This window comes from Kluyvera chengduensis (assembly GCF_044197065.1).
Lineage (GTDB): Bacteria > Pseudomonadota > Gammaproteobacteria > Enterobacterales > Enterobacteriaceae > Kluyvera > Kluyvera ascorbata_C.
Map to the genome: position 1 here is coordinate 275947 of NZ_JBIQOI010000004.1, position 16096 is coordinate 292042.

The 16096-nt window shown below is 54.0% G+C and carries 17 protein-coding genes; 4 read left to right on the top strand and 13 right to left on the bottom strand.

Going from position 1 to position 16096, the window contains the following annotated elements; genetic code table 11:
- Nucleotides 1-11: 11 nt before the first annotated feature.
- The 8 genes from oadA to mdh all read right to left on the bottom strand — a co-directional run bounded on the left by oadA (nucleotide 12) and on the right by mdh (nucleotide 7542).
- Nucleotides 12-1772, bottom strand: a complete 1761-nt coding sequence (oadA, locus tag ACH1XZ_RS13915; RefSeq protein WP_395596023.1) for a sodium-extruding oxaloacetate decarboxylase subunit alpha — start codon at nucleotides 1770-1772, stop codon at nucleotides 12-14.
- 15 nt (nucleotides 1773-1787) lie between these two features.
- Complete coding sequence (locus ACH1XZ_RS13920; RefSeq protein WP_395596024.1) at nucleotides 1788-2027, bottom strand: oxaloacetate decarboxylase subunit gamma; 240 nt, start codon at nucleotides 2025-2027, stop codon at nucleotides 1788-1790.
- A gap of 138 nt (nucleotides 2028-2165) precedes the next feature.
- Nucleotides 2166-2783, bottom strand: a complete 618-nt coding sequence (gene ttdB / locus ACH1XZ_RS13925) for a L(+)-tartrate dehydratase subunit beta (RefSeq protein WP_395596025.1) — start codon at nucleotides 2781-2783, stop codon at nucleotides 2166-2168.
- Nucleotides 2783-3682 (bottom strand): L(+)-tartrate dehydratase subunit alpha, encoded by a 900-nt coding sequence (ttdA, locus tag ACH1XZ_RS13930; RefSeq protein ID WP_395596026.1) that lies wholly within the window; start codon nucleotides 3680-3682, stop codon nucleotides 2783-2785. Before ttdA ends, ttdB begins: the two co-directional genes overlap by 1 nt.
- Before the next feature lie 32 nt (nucleotides 3683-3714).
- Nucleotides 3715-4983 (bottom strand): SLC13 family permease, encoded by a 1269-nt coding sequence (locus tag ACH1XZ_RS13935; protein WP_395596027.1) that lies wholly within the window; start codon nucleotides 4981-4983, stop codon nucleotides 3715-3717.
- 217 nt (nucleotides 4984-5200) lie between these two features.
- On the bottom strand, nucleotides 5201-5866 hold the full coding sequence (locus tag ACH1XZ_RS13940; protein WP_395596028.1) for a GntR family transcriptional regulator: 666 nt from the start codon (nucleotides 5864-5866) through the stop codon (nucleotides 5201-5203).
- Nucleotides 5853-6482: a GntR family transcriptional regulator gene (locus tag ACH1XZ_RS13945; RefSeq protein ID WP_395596029.1), complete on the bottom strand. Its 630-nt coding sequence runs from the start codon at nucleotides 6480-6482 to the stop codon at nucleotides 5853-5855. Before ACH1XZ_RS13945 ends, ACH1XZ_RS13940 begins: the two co-directional genes overlap by 14 nt.
- Nucleotides 6483-6603: 121 nt before the next feature.
- Entirely contained in the window at nucleotides 6604-7542 is a 939-nt protein-coding gene (mdh, locus tag ACH1XZ_RS13950) for a malate dehydrogenase (RefSeq protein WP_185669808.1), read from the bottom strand.
- Between the two features lie 455 nt (nucleotides 7543-7997).
- On the opposite strand from mdh, the gene argR reads away from it, so the two are divergent.
- The 3 genes from argR (at nucleotide 7998) to yhcN-B (ending at nucleotide 9483) form a co-directional block, all read left to right on the top strand.
- Nucleotides 7998-8468, top strand: coding sequence for a transcriptional regulator ArgR (argR, locus tag ACH1XZ_RS13955; RefSeq protein WP_035891195.1), 471 nt, complete (start codon nucleotides 7998-8000; stop codon nucleotides 8466-8468).
- A 377-nt stretch (nucleotides 8469-8845) separates the two neighbouring features.
- Complete coding sequence (yhcN, locus tag ACH1XZ_RS13960; RefSeq protein ID WP_395596030.1) at nucleotides 8846-9109, top strand: peroxide/acid stress response protein YhcN; 264 nt, start codon at nucleotides 8846-8848, stop codon at nucleotides 9107-9109.
- Between the two features lie 107 nt (nucleotides 9110-9216).
- Nucleotides 9217-9483: a DUF1471 family stress response protein YhcN-B gene (yhcN-B, locus tag ACH1XZ_RS13965; RefSeq protein WP_395596031.1), complete on the top strand. Its 267-nt coding sequence runs from the start codon at nucleotides 9217-9219 to the stop codon at nucleotides 9481-9483.
- A gap of 55 nt (nucleotides 9484-9538) precedes the next feature.
- Here the strand turns inward: yhcN-B and ACH1XZ_RS13970 are convergent, their stop codons facing one another.
- Together ACH1XZ_RS13970 and ACH1XZ_RS13975 are read right to left on the bottom strand one after the other, a co-directional pair.
- Entirely contained in the window at nucleotides 9539-9814 is a 276-nt protein-coding gene (locus ACH1XZ_RS13970) for a barstar family protein (RefSeq protein ID WP_035891198.1), read from the bottom strand.
- Between the two features lie 26 nt (nucleotides 9815-9840).
- Nucleotides 9841-11295, bottom strand: coding sequence for an NAD-dependent succinate-semialdehyde dehydrogenase (locus ACH1XZ_RS13975; RefSeq protein ID WP_395596032.1), 1455 nt, complete (start codon nucleotides 11293-11295; stop codon nucleotides 9841-9843).
- Nucleotides 11296-11443: 148 nt separating this feature from the next.
- On the opposite strand from ACH1XZ_RS13975, the gene ACH1XZ_RS13980 reads away from it, so the two are divergent.
- A complete protein-coding gene (locus ACH1XZ_RS13980; RefSeq protein ID WP_395596033.1) occupies nucleotides 11444-12772 on the top strand; it encodes a CoA transferase in 1329 nt (442 codons plus the stop codon).
- A gap of 79 nt (nucleotides 12773-12851) precedes the next feature.
- Here ACH1XZ_RS13980 and aaeB read toward each other — a convergent pair whose 3' ends face one another.
- Genes aaeB through aaeX form a run of 3 tightly spaced genes read right to left on the bottom strand, consistent with a single transcriptional unit; the run spans nucleotide 12852 to nucleotide 15968 of the window.
- Nucleotides 12852-14819 (bottom strand): p-hydroxybenzoic acid efflux pump subunit AaeB, encoded by a 1968-nt coding sequence (gene aaeB, locus ACH1XZ_RS13985; protein ID WP_395596034.1) that lies wholly within the window; start codon nucleotides 14817-14819, stop codon nucleotides 12852-12854.
- A 5-nt stretch (nucleotides 14820-14824) separates the two neighbouring features.
- Entirely contained in the window at nucleotides 14825-15757 is a 933-nt protein-coding gene (gene aaeA / locus ACH1XZ_RS13990; protein WP_395596035.1) for a p-hydroxybenzoic acid efflux pump subunit AaeA, read from the bottom strand.
- A gap of 7 nt (nucleotides 15758-15764) precedes the next feature.
- A complete protein-coding gene (gene aaeX / locus ACH1XZ_RS13995; protein WP_035891204.1) occupies nucleotides 15765-15968 on the bottom strand; it encodes a p-hydroxybenzoic acid efflux pump operon protein AaeX in 204 nt (67 codons plus the stop codon).
- Between the last annotated feature and the right edge of the window lie 128 nt (nucleotides 15969-16096).

The following is a 16096-nucleotide window of genomic DNA, read 5'->3' on the forward strand; positions in this document are numbered from 1 at the left end:
GGTGCTCTCCGTTACGCCAGCGTCATCAGGGTATCGCCCACTGCCACCGCATCCCCGGCTTTTACCGCGATGCCGCGCACCGTCCCGGCCTGCGCGGCGCGGATGTCGGTTTCCATCTTCATCGCTTCCAGAATCAGCAGCACGTCGCCTTCTGCCACGACCTGGCCTTCACTGGCGACAACTTTCCAGATGTTGCCCGCCAGCGGCGCAGCAACCGGGGTACCTGTGCCTGCCGGGGCCACTGCAACCGGAGCTGCCGCGGCGGTGGTCACCTGGCTGATATCGCCACCGTCGCTGACCTTCACCACAAAGGCTTTGCCCTCCACTTCCACGGTGTAGATGCCTGAGGTGGCCGGTTTTGCCGCCGTCGGGGCCGGTTTCGCGCTTTCCACCTGCGGCAACGGCTCAAACGCCGCCGGATTGTTGCGGTTTTCCAGGAACTTCATGCCCGGCTGCGGGAACAGCGCCACGGTCAGTACGTCATCGATGGCGTTATCCGCCAGGCGGATACCCTTCTCCTGCGCCTGACGCGTGATGTCGGCTTCCAGCGCCGCCAGCTCCGGCTTCAGCAGGTCCGCCGGGCGGCAGGTGATAGCCTGCGCACCGTCAAGCACCTTCGCCTGCAGCGCCGCGTTCACCGGGGCCGGGGAGCGGCCGTATTCGCCTTTCAGAATGCCCGCCGTTTCTTTGGCAATGCTTTTGTAGCGTTCGCCCGTCAGCACGTTGAGTACCGCCTGGGTGCCGACAATCTGCGAGGTCGGCGTCACCAGCGGAATAAAGCCGAGGTCCTCGCGCACGCGCGGAATTTCTGCCAGTACCTCGTCGAGACGATGGGCGGCATTCTGCTGCTTCAGCTGGCTTTCCAGGTTGGTGAGCATACCGCCCGGCACCTGCGCCACCAGAATACGGCTGTCATAGCCTTTCAGCTGGCCTTCAAAGGTGTGGTATTTCTTGCGCACTTCGCGGAAATACGCCGCAATGCTCTCCAGCTTGTTGATGTTGAGCCCGGTGTCATGCTCAGTACCGGCAAGCGTGGCGACCAGCGCTTCGGTGGCCGGGTGGCCGTAGGTAGCACTCATCGAGGAGACAGCGGTATCCACGCCGTCAATGCCCGCTTCAATGGCTTTCAGCAGCGCCATCTCCGCCATGCCGGTGGTGGCATGAGCATGCAGGTGCAGGCGCACGCTGTAGCGTTTTTTGATTTCACTGACCAGCTCATACGCCGCCATCGGGGTCAGGATGCCGGACATATCTTTGATGGCGATGGAGTCGACGCCGGTTTCCAGCAACTGTTCGGTTAAGTCCAGCCAGGTCTGCAGGGTGTGTACCGGGCTGGTGGTGTAGGAGAGCGTACCCTGGGCGTGCGCGCCGTGGCTGCGCACCGCCTGCAGGGCGGCCTTCATATTGCGCGGGTCGTTCATGGCATCGAAGACGCGGAACACGTCCATGCCGTTTTTGACGGCGCGTTCAACGAAGCGCTCCACCACGTCATCGGCGTAATGGCGATAGCCGAGCAGGTTCTGCCCGCGCAGCAGCATCTGCAGCGGGGTTTTGGGCATGGCTTTTTTGAGCTCGCGCAGGCGCAGCCACGGGTCTTCGCCGAGGAAGCGGATACAGGCGTCAAAGGTGGCGCCACCCCAGCACTCCAGCGAGCCGTAGCCCACATCATCGAGCGCGGCGGCAATCGGCAGCATGTCATCAAGGCGCAGACGGGTGGCAAACAGAGACTGGTGGGCGTCGCGCAGGACGACATCGGTAATGGCAAGAGTCATGGTTCCCTCCGGAACTTAAGCGTTAAGACGGTGATGGTGAATGGCGGCGGCAATCACCGGCTTTAAGCGGGTGAAATCGTCCACGGCGGGTACGGCCCGCGGCGCAGGCACGACAATGGGTTCAGGGAAGAAACGCGCGATAAGAGCGGACATGCCCTGAATGGCCAGGATCAGCAGGAAGAGAAATACCAGCACAAATCCCATCCCCAGGAACATCAGCGTGAGGCCTTCGCCAAATAGCGTTGCATCTGTCATAAAATCGCCTTCAAAAGAAGGCACAATAATGGCGCGGCCCTGATGATGAATAAGTAAGAGTGGATTTCCCCGGACCGCCCCCGATCAGAAGCCTCAAACATTCACCGCCAGAACGGCAGCCATTACCGTGCAATTAGCTTATTTAATAAAACTTACGTGTTGGCAAATTTCATCTGCGACGATCTCTTTGCGCTGATTGAAAATAACTTTGTTTTGTTCGAACAGGTTATTACCGTGCGTATCAATAGAGACAATTAACGGACCAAACTCTTTAACCCGGCAGACCCACAGCGTTTCCGGCATACCAAGGTCACGCCACTGCGCATCCTCAATTTCTTCAACGCAAACCGCAGCCACCACCGCACAACCAGCAGGGAAGACGCAGTGCAGCGCCTTATGTTCTGCACAGCCCTCTTCGGTGCCTTTACCCATACCGCCTTTACCAACAATTAATTTCACGCCGGTTTTGGCAATAAACTCTTTTTCAAACTTCTCCATTCGCATACTGGTGGTTGGTCCAACGGAAACCATCTCAAATTTATCGTCAGAATCTTTAATTGGACGAACGATTGGACCGGCATGCAAAATCGCGCCGCCGTCAATATTCACCGGCAGCTCACGGCCGCCTTCAATTAAGCGGCGGTGTGCCACATCGCGACAGGTAACAATATGACCGTTGAGATAAATAATATCGCCAGCCTTAATATCGGCTAAGTCTTCATCTTTAATTGGCGTAGTCAGAATTTTTTTAGTCATCAGAAAGTCACTCCGGTGTGAGAGGTGATGGTGTAATTCAGATCTTTATCGAAAACGATATGCCCTTTGCGGTGCGACCAGCAGCCGACGTTAACCGCCACGCCGATGGTGGAAGGATGGCGTGCGGTATTTTCAATATTGACACCCATGACCGAAGTGTTGCCGGACATGCCCTGTGGGCCAAGGCCAATCTTATTGATGCCGTCTTCCAGCATTTTCTCCAGCGATGCCGCGCGTTCATTGTCATTGTGCGAGCCGACCGGGCGCATCAGCGCTTTTTTCGACAACAACGCCGCCGTTTCAACGGATGTCGCCACACCAACCCCAACCAGCAGTGGTGGACAGGCGTTAAGGCCATAGGTGGTCATTACATCGAGGACAAAACGCGTCACGCCTTCATAACCAGCCCCCGGCATCAGTACCATCGCCTTCCCTGGTAGAGAACAGCCGCCGCCCGCCATATAGGTGTAAATGCTGCACTGGTCGGAATCAGGCACAATCTCCCAGAACACTGTCGGGGTTCCTTTACCGACGTTTTTGCCGGTGTTGTATTCGTCAAAGGTTTCCACGCTGTTGTGGCGCAACGGGGAGTCAACCGTCGCCTGAATGACCGCTTCACGCAGCAGGGCTTCCAGCTCGCCAATCAGCGGAAATTTCGTACCGCACTCCACCAGAAACTGGATGACGCCCGTATCCTGGCAGGAAGGACGATCTAACTCTTTGGCCAGGCGCTGGTTATCAAACATGGTGGTAAAGATGACATTCGCCAGCTGGCTGGTCTCTTTTTTCTGTAATTCTTCCAGTTTGGCGGTGACGTCATCAGGTAAGACTTTGCCGGTATATCCCACAAATTTGGCCATAACATCGGTCATATGGGATATCTGCTCACTTTTGCTCATAAAGACTCCTTAGTCAGAACAGCTTCCGTAAATTACGGGTGAAAAGGGAAAAGGATTGGCAGCAGAATCAAGCTGACAATGGTGGAAACGATAATGAGAGGGATACCGGCTTTGGCGTAATCAACAAACTTATAGCCACCGGCCGAGAGCACCATCATGTTGGCGGGCATCCCGATAGGCGTCGCGTAAGCGCAGGAACTGCCGATGACCGTTGCCATCAGCACGGCGCGCGGGTCGGCCCCCATGCCTGCGGCAATGGAGAGGCTCACCGGCACCAGCAGCGCCACGGTCGCGGTATTGGACATAAAATTGGTCATGATGACCGACAGGGCAAACACAACGACCAGCAGCATGAACGGCGAGGAACTGTTCCCCAGCATGCCAATCACGTAGTCCGCCACCAGCTTCCCTGCCCCGGTCATTTCCAGCGCTTTTGCCAGCGCCAAAGTGCCGCCGAAGATGAAAATAGTTTGCGAATCAATCGCCTTATAGGCCTGCTTTTCATTCAGTACGCCGGTCACGACCAGCACAAGCGCACCGATGCAGCCGGCGACCGCAAGGCTAATTCCGGTCTGTTTTTCGAAAATCATGCCGAGGATTGTGGCAATCAGCACCACCAGCGACAGGATCTGCTTCCAGCGCGGCACATGACTGTAATCACGCTGCTCGCCAACGCTGCCAACATCACCGCTGTTGGGATGATTTGGTAGGAACTTATAGCCAATCGTCAGGAAGTAGATGATGCCGCAGAGCAACATCGGCAGACCCACTTTGGCATATTCGAAGAAACTGAAACCACTGCCGATATTCTGCAGCGCCGACTGTGCAATCAGGTTGCCCGGCGCACCAATCAACGACAGGTTGCCGCCGAGCGCCGCCGCGAAGACCAGCGGCATCAGCAGACGTGAGCGCGTAAAGCCCGATTTAGCCGCCACGCCGATAACCACCGGGATCAGCACTGCCGCAGTACCGGTGTTTGAGAGAAAACCGGACATAACGCCAACCACCACCATAATGGTGAAAATCAGCTGCTTTTCAGTTTTCGCGAAAAGGGTAATCACGCCGCCAACTTTGTTTGCCATGCCGGTTTCAAACAGCGCGCCGCCGACAATGAACATCGCCACAAAGAGGATAACGTTGGTATCGATGAAGCCGGAAAACGCCTGCTTCAGATCGAGAACACCAGTGAGAACAAGCGCCACGCAGACGATCATTGAGGTGACCGCAAGCGGCACCTTCTCCCAAACGAACATCGCAATGGCAAACACCAGCAAGCATAGGGTGATGGTAATAGGTTCCATGTTTATAATTATCCTATCAATGATATATGATATTGTATCCAATATTGACGGGGAGAAAATTATGCCCTTACAAAAACTAAGTCAATGCGTTTTTCAGGAAAGGTTCAGGATTGGGATCTGCGTCAAAACGATCTAAAAATAGTCACGCTAAGTAATTAATTGATATGAGTAATAGGCAGGGAAAGCCGCGCCTGCGGGCTTCGCGCAGGCGTCGGGATCAAGCGGATGGATCCGCAACATAGCGCGTCAGCATATTTTCCATCGAGCGAATGATATGCGCGCGCATGCGCTGGCGGGCAAGCGTTTCATCATGCAATTCAAGTGCCTGAAGAATGCTTTTATGCTCCTGGATGGAGATACCGGCATACTCTTCTTCAGTAACTTTATGGCCCATCGACAGGCCATTCCACATGTTACAGAGCAACACTTTCATCTTCTCATTACCTGCGGCATTCCAGATTTCCATGTGAAATGCCTGGTTCAGGTCTGAGTATTCAGCGGAGTTATTGGCGGCCAGCGCCCTTTCCGCCGCGTAGTGAACCTGTGCAATATGTGAAATATCGGTTCCGGGCCGAGAGGCTTTGGCAACAGCCTCGCTTTCAAGCAGGGCGCGAATCTCGTAGTGTTCGCGAATGGTCTGCTCGTTAATCCCTAACACCACTGCGCCTTTATTCGGACGAACTTTGATTAACCCATCCGCCGCCAGGATCTGAAACGCCTCGCGTACCGGCATGCTGGATACGCCCACCATTCTGGCGATCCCGTCCAGGGTGATCTCCTGACCTTCGACTAAATCCCGTGACAATATTGCTTTACGCAAAACCGCAGCGACCTGTTCTTTCGCTGAAAGAAGCTTAATTTTCCCTAATTTAGGCTTCGGCACTTTCCCAATCCTTCATATGTTGACGCATTATTTCCGCCAGAGAGAGGAAATAACGCTGCGTAGCCTGCACAATCTCGCCGTGTTGCCCCCGTCCTATCGCCGCACTGAGTTCCATCAGCAGCAGTGCAGATTCCTGATACTCTTCTTTCAAATGTAAAATCACATACGAGACATAGCCGTCCAGGAACTGCTGATAGGCTTTCTCAAGATAGCGATTATTAACATAAGCAATCAGCGTCTGGTGAAACTCAAGCTCAAGGGTTTTATCTTGCGAACTCGCCAGCGCCTGTGCACGTGCACTCAGCACCTCAGACACCGTCGCCGGAATAAGCGAAAACAACTCTGCCGCCGTCGCCGCAATGACGCGAAAAATATGGCTGACGTGGTCAGGCTCCTGGTGCGCAACCTGCATATGCCGATTGGGCAGACGAATCAAAAACCCTTCCTGCTCAAGCGACTGCAGCGCCTCGCGAACTGGCATGCGCGAAAGCCCCAGCTGTTCAGCAATACTTTCCTGCGCCAGTTCTTCTCCCGCACGAATATTGCCGGAGAGAATCTCGTAGCGCAGCATTTGGGTAATGTGATCGCGAGTTTGCTTTCTTTGGATCTTTTTCACGACGTTCTCGTTAATAACCGATAAGACGCGGGGAGTTTAGCAGATTTAACGCTTGATCGAGTAACCTGTTTACAAGCAGGCAACCCGTAAGAAGCCGGAACGAACGTTCCGGCATCGCACTCTATTTATTGATAAAATCTTCGCCAAGCTGAATGTCTTTTCTCAACGTATCCAGCATCCCTTCCAGCGCCTGCTGTTCGTAAGCGCTCAGTTTGCCGATAGACTGACGTTCTTCAATTCCATTTTTACCCAGCAGCAGCGGCTGTGAGAAGAAGCGGGCATATTCGCCATCGCCTTCAACATAGGCACATTCAACCACCCCTTTCTCGCCCTGCAGAGCGCGAACCAGGGACAAGCCAAAGCGTGCAGCAGCCTGGCCCATGGACAGGGTTGCTGAGCCGCCACCGGCTTTTGCTTCAACCACTTCGGTACCCGCATTCTGGATACGCTTGGTCAGGTCATTGACTTCTTGTTCAGAGAAGCTGACCCCTGGGATTTGCGACAATAAAGGAAGAATCGTTACGCCGGAGTGACCGCCGATGACCGGGACCTCGACGTCACCGCATTTTTTACCTTTCAGCTCAGCCACAAAGGTATTGGAGCGGATGATGTCCAGCGTTGTAACACCAAACAGTTTGTTTTTGTCGTATACGCCCGCTTTCTTCAGCACTTCGGCGGCAATGGCCACGGTGGTGTTGACCGGGTTGGTAATAATGCCAATACAGGCTTTAGGCGCGGTTTTTGCAATTTGCTGCACCAGGTTTTTGACAATCCCGGCGTTAACGTTAAACAGATCGGAGCGATCCATACCGGGCTTACGTGCCACCCCAGCAGAGATCAGGACAACATCCGCCCCTACCAGCGCAGGCGTCGCATCTTCTCCGGAGAATCCTTTGATGTTGACATCAGTAGGAATATGGCTGAGATCGACAGCCACGCCAGGCGTGACGGGGGCAATATCATAGAGGGAGAGTTCTGAACCAGAAGGCAGTTGGGTCTTTAGTAGTAGGGCAAGCGCCTGGCCAATACCGCCGGCGGCACCAAGGACTGCGACTTTCATCCTAAACTCCTTATTATGGTTAATGACATTCAGGTAATAACCTGTCGTGGACCGCATAACCGACGCAAGAGATACCTGTTGTTACTCCGTTGCGGCGACCTTAATTCACAAGGTAAATAATTACAATATAATTGCTTACAGAATGCGGGTATGACAGCAGCATTGCTGGCGTTACCGCACTACTCCCAGAAAAAGGTCTATCTACGAAACCAAACTTTCATCAACTATCGATTACAATATACTCAGCATGTTGCGTAAAACAACAGCAATTTAATAACAATTCATTTACTTTTAACTTATTTGTATCCCGTGATATAGGCATGTTTCTTAGGCCTAATTTTTGCTAAAATCCGGCCTTTCTCTATTTGGCCTAGCCTCTTGGGATAAATTGTTTTGCATAAAAATTCACCTATATGCATAATAATGTTAATTTCACCACCATACTCGGGTGACTTATGCGAAGTTCAACTAAACAAGAAGAATTAGTTAAAGCCTTTAAAGCGTTACTGAAGGAAGAAAAATTTAGCTCTCAGGGCGAAATTGTTCAGGCCCTACAGGAAGAAGGCTTCGATAATATCAACCAATCCAAAGTCTCTCGTATGCTGACAAAGTTTGGCGCAGTGCGTACCCGCAACGCCAAAATGGAAATGGTTTACTGCCTGCCAGCAGAACTGGGTGTACCGACTACCACCAGCCCATTGAAGAATCTGGTCCTGGACATTGACTACAACGACGCTGTCGTTGTGATTCATACCAGCCCAGGCGCTGCGCAGCTTATCGCGCGCCTTCTGGACTCTTTAGGCAAGGCTGAAGGTATTCTCGGCAGCATTGCCGGTGATGACACTATCTTCACCACACCCGCTCGAGGCTTCACTGTTAAAGATCTCTACGAGGCCATTCAGGTTCTGTTTGAACAGGAGCTGTAATCCCTCGTGATACTCCTCTGGTCCCTCCGGAGGAGTCCGCTTTCCCACCAGCTTATCCACCGTTTCTACTGCCGCTTCGTTAGCATTTAGTGCGATTTTTCGTCCAAAATCATAATTCCAGTGAATATATCTCAACTTAACCGCACAAAACATCAAATTATCCTATCCGTTTGATTTTACGCATTATTGACGATTAACTTTGCCAAAATATGCGCTTTTTTATACCTATATCTTCTAAAAATGACGATTCCTGACAACTAATTACACCGGAAACAATTAGCGTGGTATTAATATTTTACGTGATTAGTGTATACTTAATTTCGTGATGAGGGTCACAAAACAAAGACCCTCCAAAAAAATACGACGAGGTGAGTATCATGAAAATCAAAACAACCGTTGCCGCTCTGAGCATCCTATCTGTTATCTCGTTTGGCGCTTTCGCCGCTGACTCTATCAACAGCGAACAGGCACAAACGCGTCAGGCACTCGGCACCGTTTCTGTCGGCTCTGTCGGTTCAAACCCGATGGACATGCATGAAATGCTGAACAAAAAAGCGGAAGAGCAAGGTGCATCTTCTTACCGCATCATTGAAGCGCGTACCGGTGACCATTGGCACGCAACGGCTGAACTGTACAAATAAGTCAGTGTGAAGCAATACGTCGGCATTCAGTAAAAATTTCCACAGCGGTCCCAGGAATCAGCAACAACATCCTCTCACCGCTGCAAAATAAGGTGAGGAGTAAGAATATGAAAAGCGCAATTATCATCGCATCCCTTGGTCTGGCATCTGTACTTTCTTTCGGCGCAAGCGCCGCAGCACATCAGGTAAGTCAGGACCAGGCGCAGAACCTGCAATCAATGGGCACCATCTCTGTTTCACAGATTGGTAGCGACCCGATGGATATGCGTAGTGAGCTAGCCGCAAAAGCAGAGAAAGAAGGTGCTAGCAGCTATCGTATTATCGAAGCACGTACCGGTGACCATTGGCACGCTACAGCTGAGCTGTACAAATAAACCCTCGTCGTCTTGACCGACGACTTGCCCTCGCTTTTTGGCGAGGGCTTTTTTTTTATCCGCGCTGAACGTTAAAACGCAGCATCCCTTCCAGCTCTTCTTCTGCTTCATCAAAGAGCAGAATAAGCGCACCGTAACGTCGGCGCTGCTTTTCGTCCAGATGAAGGAATTCAATCTCCACGGGTAACGGAATTTCTTTGCTGGTCACCACATCCCACAACGTGTCCAGATCGCGGATCTTCTCGCGATCGAGGGCAAAGAGACGGGCGAACTCCCGGTAAAAATCGCCCTGATCCTCTATCTCGTCAAAATCAAAAGTATAGATTTTCATCTTACGCCCTCATCCCATTCAACAGACTAAAGCCCCCCAATGTGCAACGTCTTCACTTCGAGGTACTCTTCTAACCCCAGCACCGAACCTTCTCGACCCAGCCCAGACTCTTTCACACCGCCAAACGGCCCCAGCTCGGTGGAAACCGCGCATTCGTTAATGCCGATCATCCCACTTTCCAACGCCTGTGAGACGCGGAAGACACGGGACAGGTTTTGGGTATAGAAATAGGCCGCCAGCCCGTACGGTGTATTATTCGCGCGATGAATAACATCCTCTTCGTCGCTAAAGCGGAAACAGGCCGCCAGCGGGCCAAAGGTTTCTTCCTGCGCCAGCTGCATTGTCTCCTGACAATCCCCCAACACCGTTGGCTGCCAGAAGTTTCCCCCCAGCGCATGCGGCTGGCCTCCCGCCAGGACTTTCGCCCCTTTTGATACTGCATCTTCAACGTGTTCACGCACTTTTTTCACCGCCGCGGCCTCAATCAACGGCCCAACAACCACGCCGTCATCCAACCCGTTCCCCACTTTTAACGCTTTTACTGCGGCAGCAAGCTGGCTGACAAAGCGCTCATACACACTGTCGTGGATATAAAAACGGTTCACGCTCACGCATACCTGCCCGGCATTGCGGAACTTGTTGGCTATCGCCCCCTTCACCGCGGCATCGATATCGGCATCCTCAAAAACGATATACGGCGCATTCCCCCCTAGCTCCATGGAGACTTTTTTCATGGTTTCTGCCGCGTTACGTACCAGCGTCTTCCCGACCGATGTCGAGCCGGTAAAGGAAATTTTGCGCACATCATGGCTCGCCATAATGGCGTCGCTTATTTCTGACGTATTCCCCGCTACCGCATTCAGTACACCATCCGGGATCCCCGCTTTCTTCGCCAGCGCCAGCAATGCAAATGCGCAGAGCGGCGTGTTATTCGCAGGTTTGATCACACCGGTACAGCCAGCGGCCAGCGCAGGCCCCAACTTGCGGGTGAGCATTGCCATCGGGAAGTTCCACGGTGTGATAGCCGCAACAACGCCGATTGGCTCGCGCATTGCCAGAATGCGTGAACCCGGCTTGGCCGGCGGAATAATCTCGCCGTTCGCTCTTTTGCCCTGTTCGGCAAACCACTGAATAAAGCTCGCCGCGTAGTCCACCTCGCCTTCGGCCTCTTTCAACGGCTTGCCCTGCTCGATGGTCATCAGCTTCGCCAGCCAGCTTTTATGTTCGATGATGAGCTGATACCAGCGATACAGTAGTTCTGAACGCGCCTTCGCCGTTTTTGCCCGCCACAGCGGGAAAGCACGCGCAGCAGCGGCAATGGCCTGCTCCGTCTCTTTTTTTCCTGCCTTCGCAACTTTGGCGACAATCTCGCCCGTCGCAGGGTTAAGCACATCAAAGGTGGTGTCGAGCTGATGCCATTCGCCGTTCACCAGGTAGCCCGTCTGGAAAAGATCGTTGTCCTGCCATGCTTGCGTGGTCATTACACCCTCCTGAATAGTGTTTCCATTTAAGTATAGCTATCGCTTTTGGCGTAATAGTTGTCAGAATAACGAAAGTCTTATTAACGCTAAGGAACCTGCGGTGAAGCGCGATAATCCTGTATTCAATAAGCTGTGTCATGACCTTGGTATGACGCATTTAGCCGTTGAGAGGGTGACATTCACCCACAACACGCCGGTCTATCCCACCCCCTTTGCCATTGGTGAAGCCGCCGCCTCGGTACTGGCGCTACAGGGTATGATGCTGGATGTCCTTCGCGGCAAGCAGCAGCCCATTACCGTTGATTGCCATAGTGCCGCCGCCTCAACCCATGCGGTAACCTTCCAGCAGCAGAACGGCTTTAACTGGCAGTACAACGATCCGGATTACCCCACGACCGATTTCTATCTTACCGCCGACAACCGCTGGATATTCCTGCACGGCGGCTACCCGCGTTTACGCGATGGGATCCTCGATATCCTCGATGTGCCAAATAGCCGTCATCGGGTAGCGCAGGCTGTCGCACTGTGGGAAGCGCAAAAACTGGAAGAGACTATCGCCGAAGCGGGGCTATGCGCCGCTATCGCACGTAGCCATAAAGAGTGGCTGGCGCATCCTCAGGGGCTTGCGGTCAGCCAGGAGCCGCTCATTCGTCTGACACGGTTAACCGATAGCGCGCCAAAAGCCCGTCGTTACGATACGCCACGGGTACTGAAGCCGCTGCGCGTTCTCGACTTCACTCATGTTATTGCCGGGCCAACGGCAACCCGCGGGCTGGCGCAGATGGGAGCCGATGTGCTGCACCTGTCTTCGCCTTATCGCCCACGTATTCTGCCGTTTGACGTGGATACCAACCACGGCAAGCGTAACGCTTACCTTGAACTCTCCACCGCAGAAGGCCGCGAAACGGCAGCACGGCTGGTGCGTGAGGGTGATGTTTTTGTCCAAAGCTACCGTCCCGGCGCCCTCGCCCGCTATGGGCTGAGCGATGAAGAGATGGCGCAGATTAACTCGCAAATCATTACGGTTAATCTTAACTGTTACGGCCACCGCGGGCCGTGGAAAGACCGGCCAGGCTTTGAGCAGCTCGCTCAGACCGTCACCGGTATGGCGATTGCGCAGGGCGGCACCGGGCAGCCGGTACTGGGGCCGACTTACCCCAATGATTATCTCAGCGGCTATCTCGCCACGCTGGGCGTGCTGATGGCGCTGGAGCGTCAGCGTAATGAAGGCGGAGCATGGCGGGTAGACGTGTCATTGTGCCGGACGGCAACGTGGCTGCAGCAGTTGGGGAGTATTGCGGATTATCAGACGATTGCCCCACCAGACGAGGCGGCGGTCGCGCGTTGTATGGTAAGCGAACAGGGGCCGTTCGGCGAATTGCGCTATTTCAACAGCGCGCTGGAGCTTGCACAAACGCCGATGGCGTTTGCGATGCCTGCCATGCCGTTAGGGGCGCACCGCGCGGAATGGTGGTAAGGCTTCCGGAGTCGCAGTGCTCGTCCGGGCTATCGGTGGATTGTAGCCCGGACGAGCGCAGTGACTTCGGGAACAACGTTTAGCTACTGGTCAACGCGCCCTGATATTTATGCAGCATCGTCACCAGCCGCTCTACCGGCTGCGTAACCTGCTCAGGTGCTTCCCAGATGCGCAGTTTTTCCTGATAAACCCCGAGTTCTTCCAGCAAACGCGTGAAGTAATAATGGCGTTTGTCGTCGCTGGTTGCAGAAATCACCCGGTCAGCGGTGCGGCGCAGTTGACGGTGGAACGCCGACAGATCGTCATTCACCGGAATAGGCGCATCGCGCAGGCGCTGATGCGCGATAATAAGCGTCAACGCCAGGCGGAATTTCGCAATATCCCCCGGGAATTTGTTCAGCAGTAAAAACAGCTGCTGGTAGAGCCCCGGCAGATGGTTCTCTTTACGACGGGCCATATTGGTGGTCATCGCCGACACCGCCGCAAACACAAACTGGTTCAGCAGCACGCGCCCGGTACGCAGACGGGAGTTATCACGGATAAGCAGAATGACGATAAACGCCATAAAGCAGCCGACAATCTGCCCTAATGCACTGTCGAGGAACTGGCTGAAATGGAAGGTCATCGGGTTATCCAGCACCAGAATGTTGATGGTACTGGCCAGTGCCCCCATCGATCCCAACCGCCGCTTTTGCACCTCAATGCCAATAAAGAAGCACATCACCGCCAGGCTGATACACAACAGCAGCATACTTTGCTGCGTCGCGGGGATGATAATCAGGAAATAGAGCGCCCCCAGCGGCAGCGCCGCAATGGTCCCGTAGATAAAGTCTATCGCCACCATGCGCGGATTCGGCAAACGCATGGCCAGCGAGGTGACCACGGCAATCATCACCATCGCCCCGCTGCCCGATGTCCAGCCGGTCCACAGCCAGAAAAGAATGCCCAGCGCGCAGGAGAGCGTGGTACGCCAGAAGTTGATCATCGCGTGGTGACGTTCGGCTGACTCCGGTCGCACAACCACTTCGCTTTGCAGAATTTCTTCTTCGCGGGCGCTGATTTTCGCGTTGCCAATCACGCCGCGTTTGAGCAGCAGATAGCGCGTGGCTGCCCCCACCCAGCTGTAAATCGTTACCGGCGTATCATGCTCACCGGTCCACACCAGCACGCGGCGCATCCGTTTAAGCTGACGGTGAACGTCCTGCACCGTTTCAACCGGCTCTTCGAACAGCTCACGATAAGCGTCGGTCACCAGCTCAGGCCGCGAGTTTTGCATGATGAAGGTTTCACAGGCCTGGGTCACCATGGTCAGCGAAACGGTGTTCAGCGCCTTTAAGCGACGGTTGGCCCATGCCCAGCGTGAGGACTCCATATTCAGGTTGCCGCGCATCCCTTCCAGCGCCGCCGTACGACGCAGCAGCGCCAGCCAGGCTTTGTCCATCTCATCGCTGTCGCCATGCTTGATGCACAGCTGCATCAGACGATATTGATCGATAAGGATGGCATCGAGTTCGTTATCGATCTCTTTTTTGATCGATCGCGGTGAAAACAGGAGATCGGCGACGATCGCGCAGATAATCCCCAGCACTATCTCGCTACAACGCTCCACGGCAAACTGCGGCGTCAGCAGCGGTTCGGCCTGAATCGTGATAACGATAATCAGCGCCGTATAGCCGGAAAGCCCCCAGGCGTAGGAGTTCTCAACGCGAACCAGCGAAGAGACCCAGGTACAGAAACCGGCCCAGATGCTGCACACGAGGAGCATCAGCAGCGGCGCGCGGATCATAGTGATGATAATCACCAGCGCGGCGATACAGCCGATAAAGGTCCCGACAATACGCAGCATCCCGCGATAGCGGATTGCCCCCGCGTAAGGTTCCCCACCCGCAGCGAAGGCCGGACCGGCCGCCACAATGGCGGCAGTCAGCACCGCCCAGCGCGGCGTTTCAAGCTGAAAGTGGAAGCCGACAAACAGGGCCAGCACCACCGCACAGGCCAGTTTGACGGCAAAGCGGATGTGCTGGTTGGCAATACTAAAAATGCCCATGACAGTTAACCGAATTCACGCAGACGCAGCGCCAGCTTCTGGAAGAAGCTCATGCGGCTGGCATCGCGGTCTTTCTCACCGGTAATAACCACCGTGGCGGTCGTGCCCGCAGGCCACAGGTTGCCCGTCTCTTCATCCAGTCGGATACGCACCGGTACACGCTGAGCCAGACGAACCCACTCAAGGTTGGAGTCGATGGTCGCCATCCCTTTGCTGTCGACGCTGCTACTGGCGTTGGTGACGCCCGCTGCGACGCTATCAACGGTCCCTTTAATCACATGGTTGCTGCCGAGCGGGGTAATTTCAGCACGGTAGCCCGGACGCACGCTTGAGAGCTTGGTCTCTTCGAGGTAGGCCATCACGTAGAAGGAGTGCTGTTTTACCAACGCGACCGCCGTAGAACCACGGGTAATAAACTCACCGGCGTAGACGTTCAGGTTAGTCACCCAGCCATCCGCAGGGGCGCGAATCACCGTACGATCCAGATCCAGACGCGCCAGATCGCGCGTCGCCTGCGCTTTAGCTAACTGGTGCAGCACGGTTTGCAGCACGTTATTTGATTGGTCTATTTCTTCGCGGGACATGGCAATCACGCCCAGCTTGTTACGGCGCCCGGCTTCACGGCTTTTTTCATCCGCCAGCGCTTTGTAGTAGGCGACATCAGCATTCGCTTCTTCAAGCGCCTTCTGGTAGCGCGGCTGGTCAATCACAAACAGCACCTGATTTTTGCTAACCAGTTGGTTATCCTTGACCTGAACATCGGTAATCAGGCCGGATACGTCAGGAGCAATGGCGACGACGTCCGCGCTAAAGCGCGCATCGCGCGTCCACGGAGACTCGGTGTAATAGACCCAGGCACGAAAAATAGCGATGAATGCCAGGATGACCAGTATCACCGTAATAGCGGTACGGGAGATATTTCTTGTTAGTGTTTTCACATCTACCTCAGACGAACAAACGTGATATTAGATAAAACAGGCAGCAATACAGTGCGGTGTTGAACAACGCGGGATGCCAGACAAAATCATAGATCCCGGTTGGCGTCAGCACGCGACGCACCAACCAAAAAATGGCGAGCGATAAGAGCAGCTCAAAGAAGATCGGCGGGAATGAGAGACCGAAAATCACGATGACAGGAAACAGGCTCATGTTGACCTTACTAGACTAGCGTGCAGGTGAGATTGGAACTTTAATTATTCAGCTAACAGTATTTTAACGTAACTGTTATTGCCTTATCTACATAGTGTGATGCAAATCACTTTTAAGCCAGAGTGAAC